This is a genomic window from Kitasatospora sp. NPDC054768 (genome assembly GCF_053612025.1).
Genome location: NZ_JBSHBN010000117.1, coordinates 1 through 22,137 on the forward strand (window position 1 = coordinate 1; position 22,137 = coordinate 22,137).

Annotated in this window: 16 protein-coding genes, 1 pseudogene and 1 riboswitch; of the genes and pseudogenes, 12 read left to right on the forward strand and 5 right to left on the reverse strand. The window is 74.9% G+C overall.

Features of this window, described 5'->3' with window-relative positions:
* The 4 genes from ACWGKU_RS28575 to ACWGKU_RS28590 all read left to right on the forward strand — a co-directional run.
* Positions 1-3,763, forward strand: a 3,763-nt coding sequence (locus tag ACWGKU_RS28575) for a non-ribosomal peptide synthetase (RefSeq protein WP_452191619.1), incomplete at its 5' end; no start/stop codon positions are given.
* Between the two features lie 6 nt (positions 3,764-3,769).
* Positions 3,770-5,065 (forward strand): MFS transporter, encoded by a 1,296-nt coding sequence (locus tag ACWGKU_RS28580; RefSeq protein WP_452179985.1) that lies wholly within the window; start codon positions 3,770-3,772, stop codon positions 5,063-5,065.
* A gap of 59 nt (positions 5,066-5,124) precedes the next feature.
* The gene (ddaH, locus tag ACWGKU_RS28585; protein ID WP_452179984.1) at positions 5,125-5,937 is read left to right on the forward strand and encodes a dimethylargininase; all 813 of its coding nucleotides are present in this window, start codon (positions 5,125-5,127) and stop codon (positions 5,935-5,937) included.
* 145 nt (positions 5,938-6,082) lie between these two features.
* Positions 6,083-6,316 (forward strand): hypothetical protein, encoded by a 234-nt coding sequence (locus ACWGKU_RS28590; protein WP_452179983.1) that lies wholly within the window; start codon positions 6,083-6,085, stop codon positions 6,314-6,316.
* A 63-nt stretch (positions 6,317-6,379) separates the two neighbouring features.
* Here the strand turns inward: ACWGKU_RS28590 and ACWGKU_RS28595 are convergent, their stop codons facing one another.
* Positions 6,380-9,622, reverse strand: a complete 3,243-nt coding sequence (locus ACWGKU_RS28595; RefSeq protein WP_452179982.1) for an AfsR/SARP family transcriptional regulator — start codon at positions 9,620-9,622, stop codon at positions 6,380-6,382.
* 261 nt (positions 9,623-9,883) lie between these two features.
* Here ACWGKU_RS28595 and ACWGKU_RS28600 point away from each other — a divergent pair, with 261 nt between their 5' ends.
* Positions 9,884-10,957 (forward strand): hypothetical protein, encoded by a 1,074-nt coding sequence (locus ACWGKU_RS28600; protein WP_452179981.1) that lies wholly within the window; start codon positions 9,884-9,886, stop codon positions 10,955-10,957.
* 98 nt (positions 10,958-11,055) lie between these two features.
* Positions 11,056-11,198, forward strand: a riboswitch (SAM riboswitch).
* A 200-nt stretch (positions 11,199-11,398) separates the two neighbouring features.
* Positions 11,399-12,112, forward strand: a complete 714-nt coding sequence (locus ACWGKU_RS28605) for an IclR family transcriptional regulator (RefSeq protein ID WP_401056597.1) — start codon at positions 11,399-11,401, stop codon at positions 12,110-12,112.
* A gap of 41 nt (positions 12,113-12,153) precedes the next feature.
* Here the strand turns inward: ACWGKU_RS28605 and ACWGKU_RS28610 are convergent, their stop codons facing one another.
* A complete protein-coding gene (locus ACWGKU_RS28610) occupies positions 12,154-13,407 on the reverse strand; it encodes a threonine/serine exporter family protein (RefSeq protein WP_452179980.1) in 1,254 nt (417 codons plus the stop codon).
* 236 nt (positions 13,408-13,643) lie between these two features.
* Here ACWGKU_RS28610 and ACWGKU_RS28615 point away from each other — a divergent pair, with 236 nt between their 5' ends.
* Together ACWGKU_RS28615 and ACWGKU_RS28620 are read left to right on the forward strand one after the other, a co-directional pair.
* Positions 13,644-15,761, forward strand: coding sequence for a DUF362 domain-containing protein (locus ACWGKU_RS28615; protein ID WP_452179979.1), 2,118 nt, complete (start codon positions 13,644-13,646; stop codon positions 15,759-15,761).
* Positions 15,758-16,837: an NAD-dependent epimerase/dehydratase family protein gene (locus ACWGKU_RS28620; protein WP_452179978.1), complete on the forward strand. Its 1,080-nt coding sequence runs from the start codon at positions 15,758-15,760 to the stop codon at positions 16,835-16,837. The genes ACWGKU_RS28615 and ACWGKU_RS28620 overlap by 4 nt, the downstream gene beginning before the upstream one ends.
* Positions 16,838-16,840: 3 nt before the next feature.
* On the opposite strand, the gene ACWGKU_RS28625 is transcribed toward ACWGKU_RS28620, so the two are convergent.
* Both ACWGKU_RS28625 and ACWGKU_RS28630 read right to left on the reverse strand, forming a co-directional pair.
* Positions 16,841-17,275: a hypothetical protein gene (locus ACWGKU_RS28625; RefSeq protein WP_452179977.1), complete on the reverse strand. Its 435-nt coding sequence runs from the start codon at positions 17,273-17,275 to the stop codon at positions 16,841-16,843.
* A gap of 23 nt (positions 17,276-17,298) precedes the next feature.
* A complete protein-coding gene (locus ACWGKU_RS28630) occupies positions 17,299-18,540 on the reverse strand; it encodes a hypothetical protein (protein WP_452179976.1) in 1,242 nt (413 codons plus the stop codon).
* A 432-nt stretch (positions 18,541-18,972) separates the two neighbouring features.
* On the opposite strand from ACWGKU_RS28630, the pseudogene ACWGKU_RS28635 reads away from it, so the two are divergent.
* Both ACWGKU_RS28635 and ACWGKU_RS28640 read left to right on the forward strand, forming a co-directional pair.
* A pseudogene (locus tag ACWGKU_RS28635) lies at positions 18,973-19,081 on the forward strand (AraC family transcriptional regulator); the annotation flags it as partial.
* Positions 19,082-19,211: 130 nt separating this feature from the next.
* Positions 19,212-19,682 carry a DIP1984 family protein gene (locus ACWGKU_RS28640; RefSeq protein ID WP_359911388.1) on the forward strand — a complete coding sequence of 157 codons (471 nt, stop codon included), beginning with the start codon at positions 19,212-19,214 and terminating at the stop codon, positions 19,680-19,682.
* A gap of 286 nt (positions 19,683-19,968) precedes the next feature.
* On the opposite strand, the gene ACWGKU_RS28645 is transcribed toward ACWGKU_RS28640, so the two are convergent.
* Positions 19,969-20,547, reverse strand: coding sequence for a hypothetical protein (locus ACWGKU_RS28645; protein WP_452179975.1), 579 nt, complete (start codon positions 20,545-20,547; stop codon positions 19,969-19,971).
* Between the two features lie 180 nt (positions 20,548-20,727).
* On the opposite strand from ACWGKU_RS28645, the gene ACWGKU_RS28650 reads away from it, so the two are divergent.
* Both ACWGKU_RS28650 and ACWGKU_RS28655 read left to right on the forward strand, forming a co-directional pair.
* Positions 20,728-21,234, forward strand: coding sequence for a hypothetical protein (locus ACWGKU_RS28650; RefSeq protein WP_401045788.1), 507 nt, complete (start codon positions 20,728-20,730; stop codon positions 21,232-21,234).
* Positions 21,235-21,526: 292 nt separating this feature from the next.
* The gene (locus ACWGKU_RS28655; protein WP_452179974.1) at positions 21,527-22,072 is read left to right on the forward strand and encodes an N-acetyltransferase family protein; all 546 of its coding nucleotides are present in this window, start codon (positions 21,527-21,529) and stop codon (positions 22,070-22,072) included.
* The last annotated feature ends 65 nt before the right edge of the window (positions 22,073-22,137 follow it).

Consider the following 22,137-nt stretch of genomic DNA (forward strand, 5'->3'; position numbering starts at 1 on the left):
CGCCCTCGGCGACGTGGTCGCCCGGCACGAGAGCCTGCGCACCCTGATCGAGGAGTTCGACGGCACCCCCTACCAGCGGATCCTGCCCGCCGGGCAGGCCCGCGTCCGGGTCGAGCTGCTGCCGCCCGGCACCGAGCCGGCGAGCTGCACGGCCCGCCCCTTCGACCTGGCCGCCGACCTGCCCGTCCGCGCCCACGTCATCCCGGCCGGGCCCGGGGAGCACCTGCTCGCCCTCGTCCTGCACCACATCGCCGGGGACGGCTGGTCGATGGGCCCGCTGCTGCGCGACCTCGCCACGGCCTACGCGGCCCGCACCGGCGGCGCGGCCCCGCAGTGGGCGCCGCTGCCCGTCCAGTACGCCGACTACGCGCTCTGGCAGCGCGAACTGCTCGGCCGGGAGGAGGACGGGGAGAGCCTGCTCGCCCGCCAGCTCGCCCACTGGCGCGAGGCGCTGGCCGGCCTGCCCGAGGAGCTGTCGCTGCCCGTCGACCGGCCGCGCCGCGCGGCCGCCTCGCACCGCGGCGAGCGGGTCGTCGTCCCGTACGGCGCGGAACTCCACCGCGCTCTCGGCGAGTTGTCGCGCCGGCACCGGGTGACGATGTTCATGACCGTGCAGGCGGCCCTCGCCGCGCTGCTCACCCGCCTCGGCGCGGGCACCGACGTCCCGATCGGCTCGGTGGTGGCCGGGCGCGGCGACGAGGCGCTGGACGAGCTGGTCGGCTTCTTCGTCAACACCCTGGTGCTGCGCACCGACACGTCCGACGATCCGAGCTTCACCGAGCTGCTGGCCCGCGTCCGGGAGACCCAACTCGACGCCCACGCCCACCAGGACGTGCCCTTCGAACGCCTGGTGGAGGAGCTGAACCCGGCCCGCTCGCTGGCCCGCCACCCGCTCTTCCAGGTGATGCTGCTGCTGGAGGGCCGGGGCGACTCGGCGCCGCTCGCCGCGGCCGGCCTGGACGCCTCGGCGGTGTCCTCCGCCGGGACGGTCGCCAAGTTCGACCTGAGCGTGGGCCTCGGCGAGTCCTTCGACGCGGACGGCGCGCCCGCCGGCCTGGAGTGCGCGATCGACTTCGCCACCGACCTCTTCGACCGGGAGACGGTCGAGGCGATCGCCGTGCGCCTCGGCCGGCTGCTGGCGGCGGTGGCCGCCCGGCCCGAGCTGCCGATCGGCCGCATCGAGCTGCTGTCGGCCGAGGAGCGCGCCGCGCTCCCGACCGCCGGCGCCGCCCTGCCGGCCGAACTCCCGCTGGTCCCGGCCGCCTTCGCGGCCCAGGCCGCCCACACCCCGGAGGCCGTCGCGCTGGTCTGCGGCGAGGTCCGGCTGACCTTCGCCGAACTGAACGCCCGCGCCAACCGGCTCGCCCACCACCTGATCGGGCGGGGCATCGGACCCGAGTCCGTGGTCGCCCTCGCCCTGCCGCGCTCGGCCGGGAGCGTGATCGCGACCCTGGCCGTGCTCAAGGCCGGCGCGGCCTACCTGCCGCTGGACGCCGACCACCCGGCCGACCGCACCGCCCGCACTCTCGCCGACGCGGCCCCCGCCCTCGTCCTCACCGACGACGGCTGGCCCCGGCCCGAGGCGCTGGCCGGCACCCCCGTGCTGGCCCTCGCCGAGGCCACCGGGCCGGACACCGACCCGGCCCCGCGCGCCTCGGCCGGCCACGCCGCCTACCTGATCTACACCTCCGGCTCCACCGGCCGACCCAAGGGCGTCGTCGTCCAGCACGGCAGCCTCGCCGCCCTGCTGGCCGTCCACCGGGCCGGGCCGATCGCCGCCGCCGAGGCCGTGCACGGCCGACTGCGCGTCGCGCTCACCGCCTCGCTCTGCTTCGACGGGTCGCTGGAGAGCCTGCTCTGGATGTTCGCCGGGCACGAGCTGCACCTGATCGGCGACGAGCTGCGCCGCGACCCGGCCGCGCTGGTGCGGTACGTGCGCGCGGAGGGCATCGGCGCCATGGACGTCACCCCGTCCTACGCCGAGCAGCTCCTCGCCGAGGGCCTGCTGGAGGGCGCCGCCCCGGCCGTCCTGGTGCTGGGCGGCGAGGCCGTCGGCCAGCAGCTCTGGACGAGCCTGCGCGCGGCGCCGGGCACCACCGCCTACAACCTGTACGGCCCGACCGAGGCCACCGTCTACGCCCTCGGCCGGCCGCTCGGCGGGGCGGAGCGCCCCGGTCTCGGCGGCCCCGTCGCCGGGGTGCGGGCGTACCTCCTGGACGAGTACCTCAACCCCGTCCCGCCGGGCGTGCCCGGGGAGCTGTACCTGGCCGGCCCGGGCCTGGCCCGCGGCTACCTGGGCCGCCCCGGCCTGACGGCGGAACGCTTCGTCGCCGACCCGTTCGCGGCCGGGGACGGGCCCCTCCTGCCCGGTGGTGGGCACGGAGGGAGGATGTACCGCACCGGGGACCTGGCCCGCCGCACCCGCGACGGGGAACTGGAGTACCTCGGCCGCACCGACCACCAGGTGAAGATCCGCGGCTTCCGGATCGAACTCGGCGAGATCGAGCACGTGCTGACGCTCCACCCGCGGGTCGCCGCCGCCGCCGTGCTGCCCGCCGCGGACGGGCTGCGCCTGGTCGCCCACGTGGTGGCCGACGGCCCGCTCGACCCCGCCGAACTGCGCGCCTTCGCCGCCGGCCACCTGCCCGGCTACATGCTGCCCGCCGCCGTCGTCCCGCTGGCCGCGCTGCCGCTCACCGGCAGCGGCAAGCTCGACCGGACGGCGCTGCCCGCACCGGACTTCGGGCAGCTCGCCGGCGGCCGCGCCGCCCGGACGCCGCAGGAGTCGATCCTGTGCGGGCTGTTCGCGGAGGTGCTCGGCCTGGAGGTCGTCGGCATCGACGACGACTTCTTCGACCTGGGCGGCCACTCCCTGCTCGCCATGAAGCTGCTCGCCAAGGTCCGCGGCGCCCTCGGCACGGACCCCGGCATGCGGGCGCTGTTCGAGACACCCACCGTGGCCGGGCTCGCCCGACGGCTCGACCACGGCCCGGCGCCCGACGCGCTGGACGTCCTGCTGCCGCTGCGCGCCGGCGGCGACCGGCCCCCGCTGTTCTGCGTCCATCCGGCGGCCGGCATCAGCTGGGTCTACTCCGGGCTGCTGCGCCACCTCGGCCCCGAGCAGCCGGTGTACGGCCTCCAGGCCCGGGGCCTGCGCGGCGACGCACCGGCGAGCGTCGCCGAGATCGCCGAGGACTACGTGCGGCAGATCCGCGCGGTGCGTCCCGACGGCCCGTACCACCTGCTGGGCTGGTCCTTCGGCGCGGTGGTCGCGCAGGAGATGGCCGTGCGGCTGCGGGCCGAGGGCGCCGAGGTCGGCCTGCTGGCCCTGCTCGACGGCGCCCCGGCGGTCCGCACCGCCGGGGCCCCGCCCGTCGAAACCGCCGACACCCTCGCGGAGTTGCTGCACTCGCTCGGCCACGACCCGGCGGACGGCCGGGGCCTCGCCGATCTGCGGGCCGTGCTCGGGGAGGCCGTGGCCGTGCTGCCGGAGGTCTTCGACCGGCACCGCAAGCTGATGGCCGAGCACGTGCCGGCCCGCTACCGGGGGGACGCCGTCTTCTTCGGGGCGACCACCGGCAAGCCCGCCGACTGGCCGTACGAGCAGAGCTGGCGGCCGTACCTGGACGGCCGGATCGAGAGCCACCGCCTGGCCTGCGCCCACGGCGAGCTGACCCGGCCGGAACCCCTCGCACGGATCGCCGCCGTGCTGACCGAGAAGCTGCACACCGAGAAGCCGCACACCCAGAAGCCGGGAGCGTGACCCGCGATGACCACCACCGTCCCGATCGAATCGCCGGCGCCGCCGGAGCGGCCGCGCGGCCGGTGGGGCCTGTGGGCCCAGGGGGACTTCCGCCGGCTCTGGATCGGTGAGACCACCAGCACCCTCGGCACGGCCGTCGGCAGCGTGGCGCTGTCCCTGGTGGCCGTGGTCACGCTGGGCGCCGGCCCCTTCGCGGTAGGCGTGATCAACGCCGCCGCCTGGCTGCCCTGGCTGTTCCTCGGCCTGCCGGCCGGAGCCTGGGTGGACCGCTGGTCCCGGCTGCGGGTGATGCTGGTCTGCGACCTGCTGCTGCTCGTCCTCTTCGCCAGCGTCCCGGTGTCCGCGTGGCTGGGGGCGCTCTCCCTCGCCCAGCTGGTGGTGGTGGCCCTGCTGACCGGGGCGGTGAAGGTGTTCTTCTCCACCGCCTACGGGGCGGTGCTGCCCGCCCTGGTGGCGAAGGCCGACCTGCTGGAGGCCAACGTCAAGCTGCGCTCCGGGGCCTCGGCGGCGGAGATCGCCGGCCCGGGCGCGGCCGGTCTGCTCGCGCAGGCCTTCGGCGCCGCCAGCGGGATGCTCGCCGACTCGCTCACCTACCTGGTGTCGGCGTTCTGCCTGCGGCGGATCAGGACGGAGGAGCGCCCCCCGCCGGTGTCCGAACGGCGCGGCATCCCGCGCGAGATCGGCGAGGGCGTCCGGTTCCTGCTGCGCGATCCCTACCTGCGCACGTTCGCCTGCTTCGCGGCGGTCGGCAACCTGGGACTGAACGGCATCCAGGCGGTGCAGACGGTCTTCCTGGTGCGCAGCGTGGGGATCGAACCGGGCGCGGTGGGCGCGGTGTTCGCGCTGGTGAGCGTCGGCGGGCTGGCCGGTGCGATGCTGGCCGGGCGGATCGCCCGCAGGCTGGGCACCGCGCGCGGGCTGCTGGTCTGCGAGCTGGTGGTCGCGCCCTTCATCCTGCTGCTGCCGCTGGCGGGCGAGCGGCTGCCGCTCGTGGTCAGCGCGCTCGCCTGGGCCGTCGCGGTCTGCGGCGTGGTGGCGGGCAACGTCCTGGCCGGCAGCTTCTCCCAGGCCTACTGCCCGCCCGAGATGATCGGCCGGATCAGGGCCAGCTCCGCGACCCTCAACTACAGCGCGATCCCGGTGGGAGCCCTGCTCGGCGGCTGGCTCGGCGAGGTGATCGGCGCCCGCGGCACCATCTGGCTGATGGCGGGCGTGCTGCTCTCGGCCGGCGGGGTGCTGCTGGCCAGCCCGCTGCGCGGCCTGCGCGACTTCCCGACCAGGCTGTCGGACCCCGCCGCCTGACCGCGCCGCCCCGCCCCACCCCGCGCCACCTCCCGACCCGCCCTCACCCGGAGGCCCCGATGACCCGCACCGCCCGCCCGCGCCACTACCTGATGTGCCGTCCGACCCACTTCGAGGTCAGCTACGCGATCAACCCGTGGATGGACCCCGCCAAGCCGGTGGACACCGACCTCGCCGTCGCCCAGTGGGAGCGGCTGTACGCCCTCTACGGCGAGCTCGGCCACCGGGTCGACCTGATCGACCCGCTGCCCGGCCTGCCCGACATGGTCTACGCGGCCAACGGCGCCACCGTGGTGGACGGCAAGGTGCTCGGCGCGCGCTTCCGCAACGCCGAGCGGGCCGCCGAGGGCCCGGCCTACCTGGAGTGGTTCCGCGCCCGGGGCTTCGAGACGCGCGATCCGGAGCACGTCAACGAGGGCGAGGGGGACCTGCTGCTGACCGCGGGGTCCGTGCTGGCCGGGCGGGGCTTTCGCAGCGTGGCCGACGGGCACGCGGAGGCCCAGGAGTTCTTCGGCCGGCCGGTGATCGGGCTGGAGCTGGTCGACCCGCGCTACTACCACCTGGACACCGCGCTCGCCGTGCTCGACGGCGACGAGATCATGTACAACCCGGAGGCCTTCTCGGCCGGCAGCCGTGCCGTCCTGCGGCGGCTGTTCCCGGACGCGCTGCTGGTGGGCGGCGAGGACGCGGCGGTGTTCGGCCTCAACGCGGTGAGCGACGGCCTGCACGTGGTGCTGCCGGAGGCGGCCGTCGGCCTGGCCGCGCGGCTGCGCGAGCGCGGCTTCCGGCCGATCGGGATGGACCTCAGCGAGCTGCTCAAGGGCGGCGGCAGCGTGAAGTGCTGCACCCTGGAGATCCGTTCGGAGGTCTGAGAAGCGGCTCGGCCGGGCACCGGTGATCAGTGGTGACCACCGGTGCTCGGCTGTAGATCGGCCGTTGACCGCCCCCGGCCAGACTGGTGCCACACCACGACGGAACCCCTTCCCCCCGGGGAAGCGACCCAAGGGAGCACCAGAGATGACGCAGCGTCCGGCCACCGCCCGTACCCGCCTGCGGCTGTTCACGGTCGGCCTCGGGGTGGTCGTCGCCCTGGGCGCGGGCCTCTCCGTCACGGTCGCCGTGGCGGAGTCGGCCGGCACCGGGACGGCGACGGTGGTGAGCGGCGACGCGACGCCGACGGCCGTCCCCACCCCGACCCCGACCAGCACCGGGCACGGCAGCACCGGCGACTGGAACAGCACCGGGTCCTGAGCGTGCCGGGCCCCGTGCGCGCCGGTTCCTGAGCGCGCCGAAGCCGGGCGCAGGATCGATTCTTCAGCAGCCCGAGGACAGCCGGTCGGCGGCCCGCCGCCCCTTCGGGACCGAGGGAGCCGACGGGACCGACGGAGCCGATGCGGCCGACGGAGCCGACGGAGCCGATGCGGCCGATGCGGCAGAACCCTCCCGCAGGGACAGCAGCCCCGCCACCTCCGCCGCCTCCGGCAGCCCCAGCCGGACGAAGATCCGGTGCGCCTCCCGCAGCCGGCCGCCCGCCTCGGCCTCCCGCCCGAGGTCGGCCAGGGTCCGGCCCAGCACCACCAGCGCGTGGCCCTGGTCCCGTTCGGCACCCAGCTCCTCGCACAGCTCCAGCGACTGCCCGGCGTGCTCCAGCGCCTCGTCCGTCCGGCCCAGCGACCGCAGACTGTCCGCCATCCGGTAGCGGGCGTGCGCCGCCCGGGCCCGCAGACCGGCCGCCGAGGCCACCGCCAGGCACTCGCCGAACCAGGTGACCGCCTCCTCGTGCCGCCCCAGCCCGTGCAGCGCCAGCCCCAGCACGTACAGCGTGTACGCCCGGCCCGGATCGTCGTGCCGGGTCCGCAGTTCGGCCAGCGCCTCGTGGCAGATCGGCACCGCCTCGGCGGCCCGCCCGCTGCGCACCCGGGCCAGCGCCGCGTTCACCGTCGTCACCAGCGCCCCGGAGCGGTGGCCGAGTTCGCGGGCCAGCAGCAGCGCCTCGTCGTAGTGCCCGACGGCCTCGTCGTAGCGGCTGAGGAACTGGCAGACCAGGCCGAGGTCGTTCAGCGCCTGGCGCAGGATCACCGTGTCGCCCGCCGAGCGGGAGGCGGCCACCGCCAGCCGGGAGGCCGCCTCCGCCTCCTCCAGCCGGGTGGCGGCCAGGGCGACATTGCCGCGGAGGAAGTGCGCCCGGCCAGCTGCCCGGTGGTCGGCGCGGTGGACCGCGGCGGCGGCCAGGGCCTGCGCGGTGGTGGCCAGTTGGCGGCTGGGCGGGGCGAGGACGAACGGCGTGAGCGCGATCAGCAGATCGATCGCGGCGCGCAGCGGCTCGGGCCCCGGGCCCTGCCCCGGCCCGTGTGTCGGGCCATGCGTCGGCGCACGGCCGTCGGCAGGAGCGGGCGGGGCGCCCGCGGGGTCGTCCGCGACGGTCCAGCCCGCCACCTGGGCGGCCAGCGCGATCGCCCCGGAACCCTCCGCCTCGGCCCAGGCCCGCGCCCCGTCCGGGCCGTCCAGCGGAACGCCCGCGCTGCGGGCGGGCCCCAGCGCGCCGGCCGCCGGATCCCCGGGAACGGCGTGCTGGAAGGCCGTGCACGCGGTGGCCAGCAGGTGGTCGAGCATCCGGTCGCGGGCCGCCACCGCCGCGCCGGGATCGTCCGGACGGCGCCGGGCGAACGCGCGCAGCAGGTCGTGGAAGCGGTAGCGGCCGGGGAAGGGCGACTCCATCATCGCCACGTCCACCAGAGCCTCCAGCAGGTCCTCGGCGTCGTACTCGTCGAGGTCCAGCAGGGCGGCCGCGGCCTGCAGCCCGAGGTCCGGGCCGTCCACCGAGGCGGCCAGCCGGAACGCCCGGGCCTGGGCGGGCGTCAACTGGCGGTAGCTCAGTTCGAAGGCGGCCGCCACCTCCAGGTCGCCGATGCGCAGCTCGTCGATCCGGCGGCGCTCGACCGCCAGCCGGCGGCCCAGTGTCTGCACCGTCCAGCTCGGCCGGGCGGCCAGCCTGGCCGCCACGATCCGCACCGCGAGCGGGAGGTGGCCGCAGACGAGCAGCAGCTCCCGGGCGGCCTCGGCCTCGGCGGCCAGCCGTTCGGCGCCGATGGTGCGGCCCAGCAGGTCGAGCGCCTCCTCGGGTTCGAAGACGCCCAGGTCGGCCTGGACGGTCGCGGGCAGTCCGGACAGCCGGGTGCGGCTGGTGGTGAGCACGGCGCAGCCGACCGCGCCCGGCAGCAGCGGTCTGATCTGCGCGGTGTCGTGGACGTTGTCGAGCACCAGCAGCAGCCGCCGGCCGTCCACCACCGAGCGGAACAGCGCCGAGCGGGCGTCCAGTCCGTCCGGCACCGCGTCGGCCGGCACGCCGAGCGCCACCAGGAAGCCGCTGAGCACCGCCTCCGGATCGGCCGGGGTGGCGTCGGCGCCCCGCAGGTCGACGTAGAGCTGCCCGTCCGGGTAGGCCTCGCGCACCCGGTGGGCGACGTGCAGGGCCAGCGCGGTCTTGCCGACCCCGCCCATGCCGACCACGGTCGCGATCGCCAGCGCCTGCTGGCCGGGCGCGCCGAGGGCTCCGCCCAGCCGTTCCACCAGCACCGTACGGCCGGTGAAGTCGGCCGCGTCGGGCGGAAGCTGGGCCGGTCTGGGGGCCGGCACGCCGTTCCCGGCCGGGGCGGCGGCGGGTGCGTCCGGTACCGCGGGTCCGCCGGCCGGCTCCGGCGTTCCGGCCCCGGGCGCGGTCTGCTCCGCCGGGCCGGGCCCGGGCGCGGCCGGCCCGGGCACGGCGGACACCGGCCGGAGGACCGGCGCCGGGGCGGCCAGCGTCGGGTCGCCCTCCAGGATCCGCTGGTGCAGCAGGTCCAGTTCCACCCCGGGCGCCACGCCCAGCTCGGCCAGGAACAGCTGACGCGCGCCGCGGAACACCGCCAGCGCGTCCGCCTGCCGCCCGGCCTGGTACAGCGCGCGCATCAGCAGCCCGTACGCCCGCTCGTGCAGCGGGTGTTCGGTGGTCAGCGAGGTCAGCTCCGGGATGCACCGGGAGTAGCGGCCGAGCGCCAGGTCCAGGGCGATCCGTTCCTCCAGCAGGGTCAGCCGCAGCTCCTGGAGTCGCTGGCGCTGGCGCTGCGCGAACGGGCCGGGGATGCCGGCCAGCGGCTCGCCCTGCCACAACTCCAGTGCCTGGTTCAGCAGATCACGCGCCTGCTGCGGCTCCCCGGCGGCCGCCGTGCGCTCGGCCTGCGCCGCCAGCTCCTCCGCCTGCGCCGCGTCCACCGCGTGCTTGGGCAGCACCAGCCGGTAGCCGTCCCCGACCGAGGTCAGTACGGTCGGCGTGTCCGGTTCCTCGCCGTGCAGCACCTTGCGCCACCGCCAGGCGTACGTGCGCACCGTCGTCATCGCGGTGCCCGGCGGCTCCTCGCCCCACAGGGCGTCGATCAGGTCGGTGGCGCTCGCGCCGTGGCCGGGCCGCAGCAGCAGCACCGCCAGCATCGCCTGCTGCTGGGGGCTGCCCACCTTCAGCGCGGTCGCACCGCGCTGCGCTCTCATCAGTCCCAGCACCGAGAACCGGAAATCATCCATCCCTGCACCTGCCCGCCTCATGTGCTCGCCCCCGTCCGCGCACGTGCCGCCCCCCGATTCGATGAGCCCCTATCAACCCACGGCACCCCGCGGGATGTCGAGGGATCATCGACCCGGTGGTGATCCGGCGTTGATCGGCCGTGACCACAATCGACGGTGTGGCGCCCGCAGTCGGCCCGGCCCCGACCGCCGGACCCGCCACGTCCCCGGTCGCCCGGCCGCCGTCCGGCCGACCACCACGGCTCTCGGAGGCGGACCCCCATGAACACCGACCTGCTCCACCGGCTGCTCGACGTCGACCCGGCCGCCGGACCGGTCGACCTGCTCCACCGCGCCCGGGGCGAGCGCCACCTCCCGTACCTGGTGCTCGCCGCGCTCGCCCGGGACGGCGTCCGGATGGGCCGGCACGCCCGCGCCGAGCTGCAGCGCGCCCGCGACCGGGCCGAGTGCTACGCGGGCGTCGCGCGCGACCTCGCCGACGCCACCGGGGTCCGCCCGATCCGCGACCTGCCACTGGCCGGCTACTACCCGCCCGACCTGCCCCGGCCGCTGGCCGAGCTCGGCCTCGTCAGCCCCACCGAGGCCACGCTCTGGCAGGCCGTCAACCGGCTGGTCACCGATCACCCGGTGGAGTCCGTGGAGGTCACCCTGTTCGGCGAGCGGCCCCGGCACACCGCCGTCACCCTGCGCTGGCCGGGCGAGGACCCGCTGCTGGACCCGTGGTACCAGGTACGGGTCGCCACCGCCGCGCTCACCGGGGACCTCGCCACCGTCCCGGTCCGCCCCTACCTGGCCGCCGACGACCACGTGGAATGCCTGATCGCCCTCGCCGAGGAGGGGCTCGGGCGCGCCTTCCTCGCGGGCGACGTGATCGACGTCGCCCAGCTCGCCGGGCAGCCCTTCGACGCCGTCGAGACCGCCGCGGTGGTCGCCGCCTACCGGCTCGCCCCGGAGGCCGCGGCCCTCCTCGACCTCGCCGCCGAACACGTGCCGCTCGGCTCCCTGCGGGACGTGCGCACCGTCCTGGAGACCGAGGTCGCCCCCGAACGGCGCCGCCGCCGCGGCCGCCACCGCCCGCTCCGGCCGCGCCACGGCACCCTGCTGCGCCGCACCGTCATCCGGCACCGGTGGGACGAGGCCCTGCTGCTCCCGGCCGGCGACGCGACCCTGCTGCTCACCCCGGTCGCCGACTACCTGCTCGGCCCCGAGGGCACCCGGCCGACGGCCTCCGAACGCTCCGCCGCCCTCGCCGCCCTGAGCGCCTGGGACGCCACCGCCCCCGGCGGCCCGGACCGGGCCCCGTGCACCGGCCTGTCGGAGCCGCGCCACCGCTGAGCGGGCCCGCGGGCGGCGGCCGGGGTGGGGGTCGGGGGTGGGGGTCGGAGGTGGGGGGGCTTGCCGAGCGGCCCGGGAAGTCTTGTATCGTTCCTGGCGAATCATCCAGAGGGGTGGAGGGACCGGCCCTACGAAGCCCCGGCAACTCCCCGTTCGACCCGGCGTCCGAAGTACGCGCCGTGCCGTCCGGGGGCAGTGCCAACTCCGGCCTGTCGCCACTGTGGCGCGGGAAAGATGAGGAGACACGGTGCTCTCTGTGCTGTCCTTCGCCCGGGCGCTTCCCGCCCCGGCGCTTTCGCGTACCCGTCTCGTGCCCGGCGCAGGCAATCGGCCGTTTCCCCCGGCCCGTCCTCGCTGACCACACCCCCCGGCTCCCCGCCAGGAGCCGCCGTGAGCAGCGACCGTCCGCTGCTCCGGGCCCCGAGACTGGAGTACCCCCACATGGAGAACACGAGTGGCGTCGGCGTGCTCGACAAGGTCACCTCGATCCTCGGCACCCTGGAGGCCGGCCCCGCCACGCTGGGCGGCCTGGTCGCCGCCACCGGCATGGCGCGGCCCACCGCCCACCGGCTGGCCGTCGCACTCGAACACCACCGCCTGGTCAGCAGGGACACCCAGGGCCGGTTCATGCTCGGCCCGCGGGTCGGCGAGCTCGCGACGGCGGCCGGCGAGGACCGGCTGCTGGCCGCGGCCGGCTCGGTCCTCACCCAACTGCGCGACATCACCGGCGAGAGCGCCCAGCTCTACCGCCGGCAGGGCGAGGTGCGGATCTGCGTGGCCGCCGCCGAGCGCCTCACCGGCCTGCGCGACACCGTTCCGGTGGGCGTCACCCTCCCCATGAAGGTCGGCGCCGCCGCCCAGATCCTGCTGGCCTGGGAGGAGCCCGAACGGCTCCACCGCGGACTGCAGGGCGCCCGTTTCACCGCCACCGCGCTGAGCGGCGTACGGCGCCGGGGCTGGGCCCAGTCGGTCGGCGAGCGCGAACTCGGGGTCGCCTCCGTCTCCGCGCCGGTCCGCGGCCAGTCCAACCGGGTGGTCGCCGCCGTCACGGTGTCCGGCCCGATCGAACGCCTCACCCGGCACCCCGGCGCCCAGCTCTCCCAGGCCGTCGTCGAGGCCGCCCACCGGCTCACCGAGGCCCTGCGCCACCCCTGAGCGGGGGCCCCGCCCGCGTCGGGGCCCCGCCTGCCCCGGGCTCAGGCCCGGGGCAGCAGGACGGCGCGGGAGGGACGCGGGATCCGGCTGATCACCGAGCCGATCAGGGTGCCGATCGACACCCCGAAGACCGCCGACACGGCCGTCAGCACCGACTGCGCGCCGTTCCCGACCTCGATCTGCGCCGTGTGCAGCAGGCCGAAGGAGCCCGGTACCACGATCCAGAACGCCGGGAGGTAGAGCACCTGCCAGAGCGGACCGCCCGGCAGCCAGTGCACCAGGGTGGCCGCGGCCGCGGCGGTGACCGCGCCGGCCAGGCCGCCGACCGCCGCGCCGTGCGCCGACCCCACCACCACCTGGACCGTGACGCTGACCGCGATCACCACGACGATCCACGGGACGGCCGAGGGCGGGGTGTTCACGCTGACCACCACGCCCGCCACCGCGAGCGCCAGCCCCAGCGCGATCACCCACCAGCTCGGCCTGGCGACCTGCACGTCGGCCAGCGCGGCGGCCGGCACGCCGGCCGCCGTCGCGGCCGCGGCCACCCCGGCGAGGAACAGCGCCAGCTGCACCGCACCGGACACCAGCCGGGCCGTACCCGCGCTGGCCGCACCCGCGGCGATCTCCGACAGCCCGGTGACGAGCAGTCCGCCCGGCAGCAGGATCGCCAGCGTGGCCACGATGGTCCGCAGCGGGCCCTCCAGCAGCCCGGCCCGGGCGAGCGAGAGGACCAGCAGCGCGACCAGGAAACCGGCGGTGACGGGCAGCAGTGGCCGCAGGTACGGCAGCCGCCGGGCGAGCACGGTCAGCCCCACGACGAGCAGCGAGCCGAGCCCGGCCGCCAGCACGTTCGCCGCCACCGGCTGGAGGAAGAGACAGACCCCCACCCCGACCGGCAGCGCCCCGAGGTCCGACACCCACGCGGGCCGGCGGGCCGGCGCCCGCCGGATCCCGTCCAGCTCGGCGAGCGCCCGGGGCCCGTCGAGCTCGCCCGCCCGCAGCCGGTGCACCAGGTGGAGGACGTCGGCCGTCTGCTCGAACCGCAGCGCGGTGCCGACCGGCTGGAACCGGGTGGCGTCGTCCGGCCCCAGCGCGACGAAGAGCCCGTTGGTCAGGGCGGCGACCCGTACGTCCGGCGCCCCCAACGCCCGCCCCAGCCAGTGGAGTTCCTCTTCGACGTCATGGACGGGCAGGCCGCCGCCCAGCAGGGCGTCGCCCAGTTCGAGCAGCAGACGGCGGAGCGGGTCGGGCGGGGCGTCGGTGCCCCGGACCGGGGGAGACTTGCTTGGCATGGCAGGTATCGTCCCATCCCGCCCGAATCGGTCCGACTGTGCCCCGGTCTGTTCGGTTTACCGCCGTTCCCGGCCGGGCCGGCGGCGGAGGCCGGCCCGGGACACGAGCGCGCGCCCCGCCCCGGTATCCGCCCCCGGGCAGTAGCATCGCTTTCAACCTCTTTGGGATGCTTTCCGGTGAATCGGCGACGGCCCGACCGTGCGCAGGAGGACCGCCCGCCGGCGTTGGGGGAGATGTGACCGTCGTCGCCGCCGTAGCCCGCTCCACCCGGGTCCGGCCGCTGACCGCCGCCGAGCTGCTGGCGGAGGCGGTCGCCCGGGCCGGGCTCTGGGAGCTCCTCGCCGAGCGGGCCCACGGCGATCCGGAGGCGGTCCCGGTGCTGTTGACCCCGGGCACCTCCGCGTACGGCGATCCGGCGACCGCGGTCAGCGCCGCCCTGGTCGAGCACCTGATCGACCTCCTGCACGACCGCGGCTACCGCGAGGTCACCGTCGGCGCCGCCCGCTGCGGCCCCGACACCTGGCTGGCCGGCCCCGGACTCCTCCAGGCCTGCCGCCGGCTCGGCTACGGCGGGCGCACCCCGCAGGGCAACGCCTACCGCGTCGTGGACCTGTCCGAGGAGGTCGGGCCGGCCGAATTCCCCGACTTCGCCGTCCTGCACGGCAGCGGCATGGCCCGCAGCTGGCTGGACGCGGGCTTCCGGATCAACATCGCCAAGAACAGCACCCACCCGGAGTTCGGCTACGCCCTGTGCCTGGCCAACCTGTTCGGCGTGCTCCCGCAGGACGACAAGCACCACCACTACCGCGCCCGCCGCGACGGCGCCGAGGTCATCCTGGACCTGCTGCGCTCCTACCCGCCGGACTTCCACCTCATCGACGCCGTGGTGAGCAGCCACGGCTGCGCCGGATCGCAGGTCGGCCGGCCGCTGCGGACGGACACGGTGATCGCCGCGCCCGACGGCGTCCTGGCGGACCTGGTCGGCGCCCTGCTCATGGGCGTCGACCCCGTCTCCTCGCCGCTCAACGCCCGGGTGCTCAGCGACCGCGGCCTGCCGGACGCCTACCGGATCGACGGCGACCTGACGCCCTACCCGGGCTGGCGCAACCCGCCGAGATCCCTGGTCGAGGCGGTGCGCCGGCTCGCCCCGGACGGACGGGCCCACCGGCTGTTCAGCGTCGCCGCCTGGCACGTCGCCCCGGGCACGGAGGTCACCGACCCGGCGCTCGCCCGCCTCTCCCGCCTCCTCACCTCGCTGATCCGCGCCGCGGACACCAACCCGGCCGCCGCCGCCACCCTGTGCGCGATGGTCGGCGCGGCGGCCTCGGCCTCCTCCACCGTCCGCGCCTGGCGGACCGGCAACGCCAAGGACGGCCTGCGGCGCCGGGACGTCTCCCTCGCGGTCGACCCCGACGCCTACACCCACGAGGACTTCGACCGGATCACCGACCTCCTCCGGCCGCTGGAGACGGTGATCGACGCGCTGCCCGCGGACGCCTGGCAGATGCGGTGGCAGCACGTCGGCCACTCGATCCTGTTCGGCTGCGAGCGCACCGTCAACGCGCCCTACCGGGAGTTCGTCCGGCGGGTCGACATCAGCCGGTCCATCAGCTACATGACCGACTACCTCGGCGGACGGGTCCACGTGGTGACCCGCGACGACCAGGGCCGGCCCACCCGCCAGATCGAACGCAACCTGTACCTGGCACAGCCGAACTACCTGGCGTACCACGGCGGCCCGCCCATCGACGTCTGCAAGCTGGAGTCGGTGGACTACCGCGAACACCGGCAGCGGATCTCCTGGCGCACGGTCCGCAGCCCGAACGGCTCCGCCGAGTACGACGACGGCTCGGTGACCTTCCTCCCCGCGGCCGACGGCGGCCGCACCCGGATCGTGATCCGGGTGCGCCAGCGGTTCACCCTCCCGCTGACCTGGCAGGTGATCCGCCCCGACACCCGGCCCAAACTCAGGGACCCGCTCGTCCAGGACTCCTACCAGCGCTTCTTCACCCGCACCCTCGACAACTTCGAGGCCCAGTACGAGGGACGCCCCTACCGGATCGGCCGGCCCTGGGAGGAGTTCGACGACCTGGAGGCGGCCGAGCTGCCCACCCAGCGGCTCACCGAGGCCGCCCGGATGGTGCGGACCGTCGCCTCCCAGGCCCTGACCGTGCCGACACCGCCGGGACGCCTGGGACCGGACGGCTTCTGGCACGTCTCGCCCGGCGACATCCCCACCCGCTCCCCCCTGCTGGACGAGTTCCGCGAGTCGCTGCGCCCGGCCGTGGCCGGCTTCTGGCAGGGGCTGCGCGAGGCCGCGGCCCGGGACCGGCGGTCGAGGAGGGCCCCGTGAGGGCGTGCGTCACCGGCGCCAGCGGGCTCGTCGGGTCCCACGTGGTGCGCGCGCTGCGCGCCGCCGGCCACGAGGCGCGGGCACTGGTGCGCCGCAGCAGCGACCTCCGGCAGCTGCACGGCCTGGACGTGCCCCTGGTCAACGCCGACCTGCGCGACCCGCTCAGCCTGCGGCCCGCGTTCGAGGGCTGCGACACGGTGTTCCACTGCGCCGCCGTGTTCGCCTACTGGGACACCAGCCGCGAGGAACTGGCCCGGGCCAACGTGGAGGGTACCTGCGAGGTGCTGCGGGCGGCGGCGGAGGCCGGGGTCCGGCGGGTCGTGGTGACCTCCTCCTCCATCACCTGCGGCTCGTCGGGCGGACCGGTGGCCCGGGACGAGGCGTGGACGCCCGGGGAGGAGTACCTGCCGGACTACTTCGTCACCAAGCTGGACCAGGAGCGGACGGCGTTCGCCCTGGGCGCCGAACTCGGCCTGGAGGTGGTGGCGGCCTGCCCGACCATCGTGGTCGGCGGGCCCGACTGGCGCCTGGTGCCCAGCAACGCGCTGATCACCCGGTACCTGGCCGACTCGCTGCGCACCACCTACCCGGGCGGCTGCAACATCGTCTCCGTCCGGGACGTCGCGGCGGGCCACGTGCTGCTCGCCGAGTGCGGCCTGCCCGGGGAGCGCTACCTGCTCGGCGGCGAGAACTGGGCCTGGCGGACCATCCACCAGACCGTCTCCGAACTGTGCGGCACCCGCGGACCGTGCGCCACCGCCAGCCACACCGGCGCGTACCTGGCGGCGACGCTGGGGGAGATCCGCGCCGTGCTGACCGCCCGGGCCCCGGCGACCACCCGGGCGGAGGCCCGGACGATGGGACGCTTCTACTGGTACCGGCACGACAAGGCCGCCGACCTCGGCTACCGGCCGAGGCCCGCGCGGCAGGCGCTGGTCGAGGCGCTCGGCTGGCTGGTGACCAGCCCGCACCTGTCGGACCGGGTCAGGTCCGGGCTGCGGCCGCACCCGGAGGTGACGGGCGCACGGGAACTGCTTCCCCGTCCGCTGGAGGAGGGGGGACCGGCCGCGGGCTGAGCGTCACTGCTTCGAGTTCCTGGCGCCGGAGGGCGTGGCGGCGGTGTCGGCGCCGTTCGTGTCGCCGCTCGTGTCGCCTCCGGTCGGTGCGTCGCCCTCCGGGGCGGGGGCGGTGTCGCCTCCCCGCGCGGTCGTGCGGAGTCGGTCGCGCAGGCGTTGTTCGTGTTCCCAGGTGACCTCCGCGACCCGCTGGCAGTAGTCCATGCCGAGCCCGCTCAGTTCCTGGGCGAACCTCAGGTCCTCGTCCGCGACGAACTTCCAGAACTCGCTGGTGACCTCCCCCCAGGCGAGCCTGCCGGTGGCCAGCCCGGCCGTCAGCTCCGCCCAGTCGCCCCACATCGTGGTCTGCAGTTGGGCGATGTTGGCCGCGGTGGACCGGAGGTTCTCCCAGCCCGCCTGGAGTTCTTCGTTCAGCTGCTCGGGGGTATCGGGGCTCATGAGCACTCCTCGGTTCGGGTTTCTCAGTTCGGGTTTCCGGCATCGGCCGGCCGGGGGCTCAGCAGCGTGCTGTGGTGGAACCCCAGGCGGGGGTCGGTCCAGACGGGCAGGTCGGGGACGTGGGTGCGCAGCTCCGGCATCGCCACCCGCAGCCGTACGGTGTTGGCCGGGTAGTCGTACACGGTGATCGTGTTGAGCCCCCGGTTGGCGGTGAACAGCAGGGACTGGTCGGCGGAGAGCTGGCAGGCGTAGACGCCGTCGACGAGCGTGCCGCGGGTGACCCGCAGGGCGCCGACGAAGTGCTTGCTGCTTCGGCCGGGCGAGCCCCGGGTGAAGGCGTCGGTGACCTGCCGCGCCGCCTGCCGGGCGGAGCGCAACTGCGCGGCCAGGCGCGGGCGTTCGTCGATCACCCGGTACGAGGCGAAGTCGGCGAGGTCGATCATGACGATGGTGCCGCTGCCGCCGTTGCAGTAGATCAGCTCGCGGTCGGAGACGCAGACGTCCGAGTTGATGTGCGCGGGGAAGCTCTGCCCGCACGCCCAGTGCCGCAGGATCTGCCCGGTCCCGGCGTCGATCTCGTAGACGTACTCCTTGAAGTAGGCCATGGCCCACTCGTGCCAGTCCCGGCCCTCCTGCGGCAGAACACGGAAGGAGAGCGCGTAGAACCGCTCGTCGCCCGGGTGGCAGGCCACGTGCCAGCAGGTCGTCGGCAGCCGCACCCGCCGGGCGGTGCGCTTCTCCAGGTCGAAGATGCCCACTTCGGCGGCCTCGCCCCGGCCCGGGTGGTCCATGCCGCCGTAGACGAGGTACCGGCCGGAGGCGGTGCGCTTCATGGCGTGCGGCAGCTTGAGCAGGTGGTCGCCGATGCGCTCGGCCTCGGTGGGGCGGTCGAGGTCCATCAGCCACAGGCCGTCACCGATCGCGGTGACGCCGTGGGTGCCGTCCAGCCACACCATGTGGGTGCTGCTCTTGATGGCCGCGTCGGGGGGCTCGAAGCGCAGGGTGGAGACGCGTTCGTTCTCGTCCAGGGACTGCACGTCGTAGAACAGGAGTTGCTGCCCGGCGTTGCCGAGGAACCCGAACCTGCGGTCGGGGGTGATGCTGACGGCGTGGCCGCCCGAGACGCCGTCGTAGTACCGCACCCGGTAGGCGTACTCGCCACTGTCCGGGTTGTAGCGGAAGACGCAGACGCCGGCCGCGCCCTCCAGACCGTTCATGCCGTTCCCGTCCAGGGCGATGTGGAAGGCGTAGGGGTAGGTTCCCATCGTGTCGTGGCCTCCACTGATCATCGTATGAGGGGCACGGTTTGATCGCATGCGATGCGCACTGATTGTGACACGGTGAGTGCGTACAGGGTCGCCTTGCGACGTGCGTGTGCGATCCAGGTGTGCAAGCCCGACGAGGGGTTCTGTCATCGAGTCGTGACGTTGGGTGATCGCCCTCCGTTGGTCTCGCGGAGAATCCTCGGAGAAAGGTGGATTGATCTCGATGATGCCTGCGCAGCCGACCGCCACGCTGACGCCTGAAGCGCCGGTCGCCACAGCCCCTGCGAAAACAGTGGCCTTTGCGCAGGAAAGTGTTCCCATGGGTCCTGCCAATGAGCCACACAAAAGGATGGAAAGGTGCACGTCGCTGGTGGGCCCCAGCCGCTCCCCGCGGATTGCGCGCTCTGGGCCATCGTCCCGTAGCCCTGCAGGGCCACCGGCGTCTCGCTGCGCCAGCACCTGCACGCGGCGATCGGGGTGTCGCCCTCAGGCCCACCGCGCCACCTTCCGCGGCCGGGCCGCCGCCCCGAGCGGGGCCTGACCGGCCGTCGACCCGGTTCCGCGCTCCGGCTCCGTCGCTGGTCAGGGCCCTGGCGGAGCGGAAAACCAGGTGCGGACGGGCCGGTTCGCACTCGTATACTCGTGCGAGCTCTGGAGGAGGAGGTGCGGCAGTGAAGCTTGCCGAGGCACTGGCAGAACGCGCGGAGGCGACGCGCCGTACGGAACAGCTGCGGGCGCGCATCGTCAGCAGTGCGCGGCACCAGGAGGGGGAGACACCCGCCGAGGACGCGGCCCAGCTGTTGGCCGAGGTCGGCGAGGTGCTGGACGCCCTGGAAACGTTGATCCGGCGGATCAACCGGACCAACGCCACCGTGGAGATGGGTCCGGACGGCACCCTCACCGATGCCCTCGCCCGCCGGGACGTCCTGCGGCTGCGCCACTCCGTGGTCACCGCGGCGGCGGACGCGGCGGCGGGGACGGGTGACCGGGGATACGGTCGGCAGCTCCGGTCCGAGCTGATGATGCTCTCCGCGCTCCCGGTCGCCGAACTGCGCGGTCAGGCGGATGCGCTCGCGCGGGAGATCCGCGAGGTCGATGTGCGGATCCAGCGCACGAACTGGGAGGTCGATCTGCTGGACTGACAGTCCGGCAGGTTCGGACGATGTGGAGCAGGTAGCAGCTTCGGAGGCGTGCACACACCGAGGGCCGGCGGTATTCCGGCCCACTCCTGGCGCGTGAAGAGCAACGCGGGGTTCGACTCCCCATCAACAGTGCAGCTCAGCACCGCGTACAGGTAACCGTGCACAGCACACAGCACATCACCACGTGCAGGTCCGAGGCGGCGAGGGCGGGTTCGGGGCATTCCACATCGCAGCTCCGCGCAGGAAGTCGGCTGGGCCGACGTCCTGCGCGGAGCGTCGGCCCGGCTCAGGCGTGGAGCGTGACGTTGGGCAGCGGGCGGCCTTCGGCGTCGAACAACGCGGCCCCGCAGTCGCAGTGCTCGTCGGCCAGGGTCTCGGTCGGGGGCAGCTCCCACACCAGCATCTGCGAGCAGTCCGGGCAGTTCAGGCTGACCAGGGTCTCCTCGGGCTCCGAGCCCCAGGCCCGCACCGGGAGGCCCTCGTGCAGCAACCCGGCCGGCTCGCGCCCACCGGTCAGCGCGACCAGCAGTTCGTAGGTGTCGGTGCCGTTCTCCCACACCAGGAGCGTGCGGCCGAGGTCCGCCAGCACGACGGCGAGGTGATCGAGCTGACGGACCGGGACGTCACCGCGGCGCAGCGTCGGGTCGTCCTCGGCCGCCCGGCGGACGACATCGGTGTCGACGCCCACTGGATCCGCCCCGAAGGCCCGTACCCGGCCGGCCACGAACGCCGCCAGCTGCCCCGGGTGGTCCTCGCCGGTCCAGTCCATCGTGAACATCACCCGGTCGACCCGGACGCCCCGCGCCCGCTCGTCGGGGGTCAGGACCAGCGCTTCCAGTTCTTCCGACTCTTCCAGCTCCGTCACGGCGATCACGCTATCAACTGGACGGGCGGCGCGGCCCGATGCCATCGATCCGGCGTCGGAGAGCCGAGCGGACCCGGGGCCGGTACGCGGACGGGCACCGGCTGCCGGACCGGGTCCCCGCGCGGTGAGCCGTGACGACCTGCGAGGACGTACCGGCGATCATGCCGCTACGGTTCCTCCGTGACTTCTCCCGCCTGGACCGATGACGAGATCGTCGCCGGCCTCCACGAGTTCGCCGAGGCCCGCGGTCTTCCCCTGCCCGCGCCGACGAAGGCCGCCGACGAGTTCGAGGCCCTCACCGGATTTCCGATGGCGCCGCTGCTGCGGAGGATCTACTGCGAGGTCGCCGACGGCGGCTTCGGGCCGTACGGCGGCGTCGTCTCGCTCACCGAGTCGAAGCGGCGGTTCAGCCACGAAGGGTCCCTGGCGCGTGTCTACCGGAAATGGGCCTCCGAGCCGGGCTTTCCGCCCAGCGTGGTGCCGTTGGTGACCCTCGGCGGTGTCATCTGGTGGTGCCTCGACCTCAGCACTCCGCAGGGCGCCATGTGGGGCATGGACGAGAACGCCTGCGACCACCACTACGTGTCCCCGCAGGACGTCACCCTGGCGGAATGGCTCACGGACTGGCTCCTCGGGAACGACACCTTCCCGACGATTCCCCCGGTTCCCGACTGCCCTGACTGCTGACGGGCGGCCGGCCCGGCTCCTCGGGCCGCAGCTGGACCGGCCTCCACTCGATCGCCAACGTCTCTCGCTCTTACGGGAGTTCCATCCTTCCGGTGACCAGTGGCGGTGAGGTCCGACCGCGTCGCCGGGTGGTCGCCGGAGACCAGTTCGGCCGCCCGCAGCGGATCGTCGTCCGCGCGTGCGAGCAGTGCTCCGACGTCGTGGCCCGGTGCGTCGTAGCCGGGTGGCGGGGGCCGTGCCCGGCGCCGTAGCGTGCGGGTTCGGGACGACGTCGGACGGCGGGGGAGACGACGTGGCAGGGCAGGACGCGCGGTTCGCCGCCTACGCTCCGGACCCGGCCGAGCGGCCCGCTCCGGTGACCACGGTGGTGGCGGAGGCGACCGGGGACGATGTGCCGGGGCTGGCCGCGATCCAGGCCCGGGCGCGCGGTGGTTCGGCGGGCGACTGGGCGGACCGCATCCGGCGGGCGCTGCGTGCTGGGCGCAGCCTGGTGATCACCGCGAAGGTGTCCGGTGAAGCCGTCGGGTACGCGAGTGCGGCGTTCCTGCCCGAGCACGCCGGGGACGGCGCCCCGGCCGGCCACTACCTGACCGGTGTCACGGTGGATCCCGACTGGCGGCGTCGTGGAATCGCGAGGCTGCTGACCCGGCGCCGGATGGAATGGGCCTGGGGAGGAGGGTCGGCCGTCTGGTGCTTCATCTCCGCCAGGAACCGCGCCTCGCTCGACCTGCACCGGGAACTCGGCTTCGAGCAGGTGGAGTTGGGTGCCTCCTTCCAGGGCATCGATTTCGCCGGTGGCGAGGGCTGGCTCCTGCGAGCGGACCCGCCGCGACCGTGACGGGGTGCCACCTCGTGCGAGCCGGGCTCACCCGTGTCGGCGGCGGCCCGCCGCCTGACGCAGCA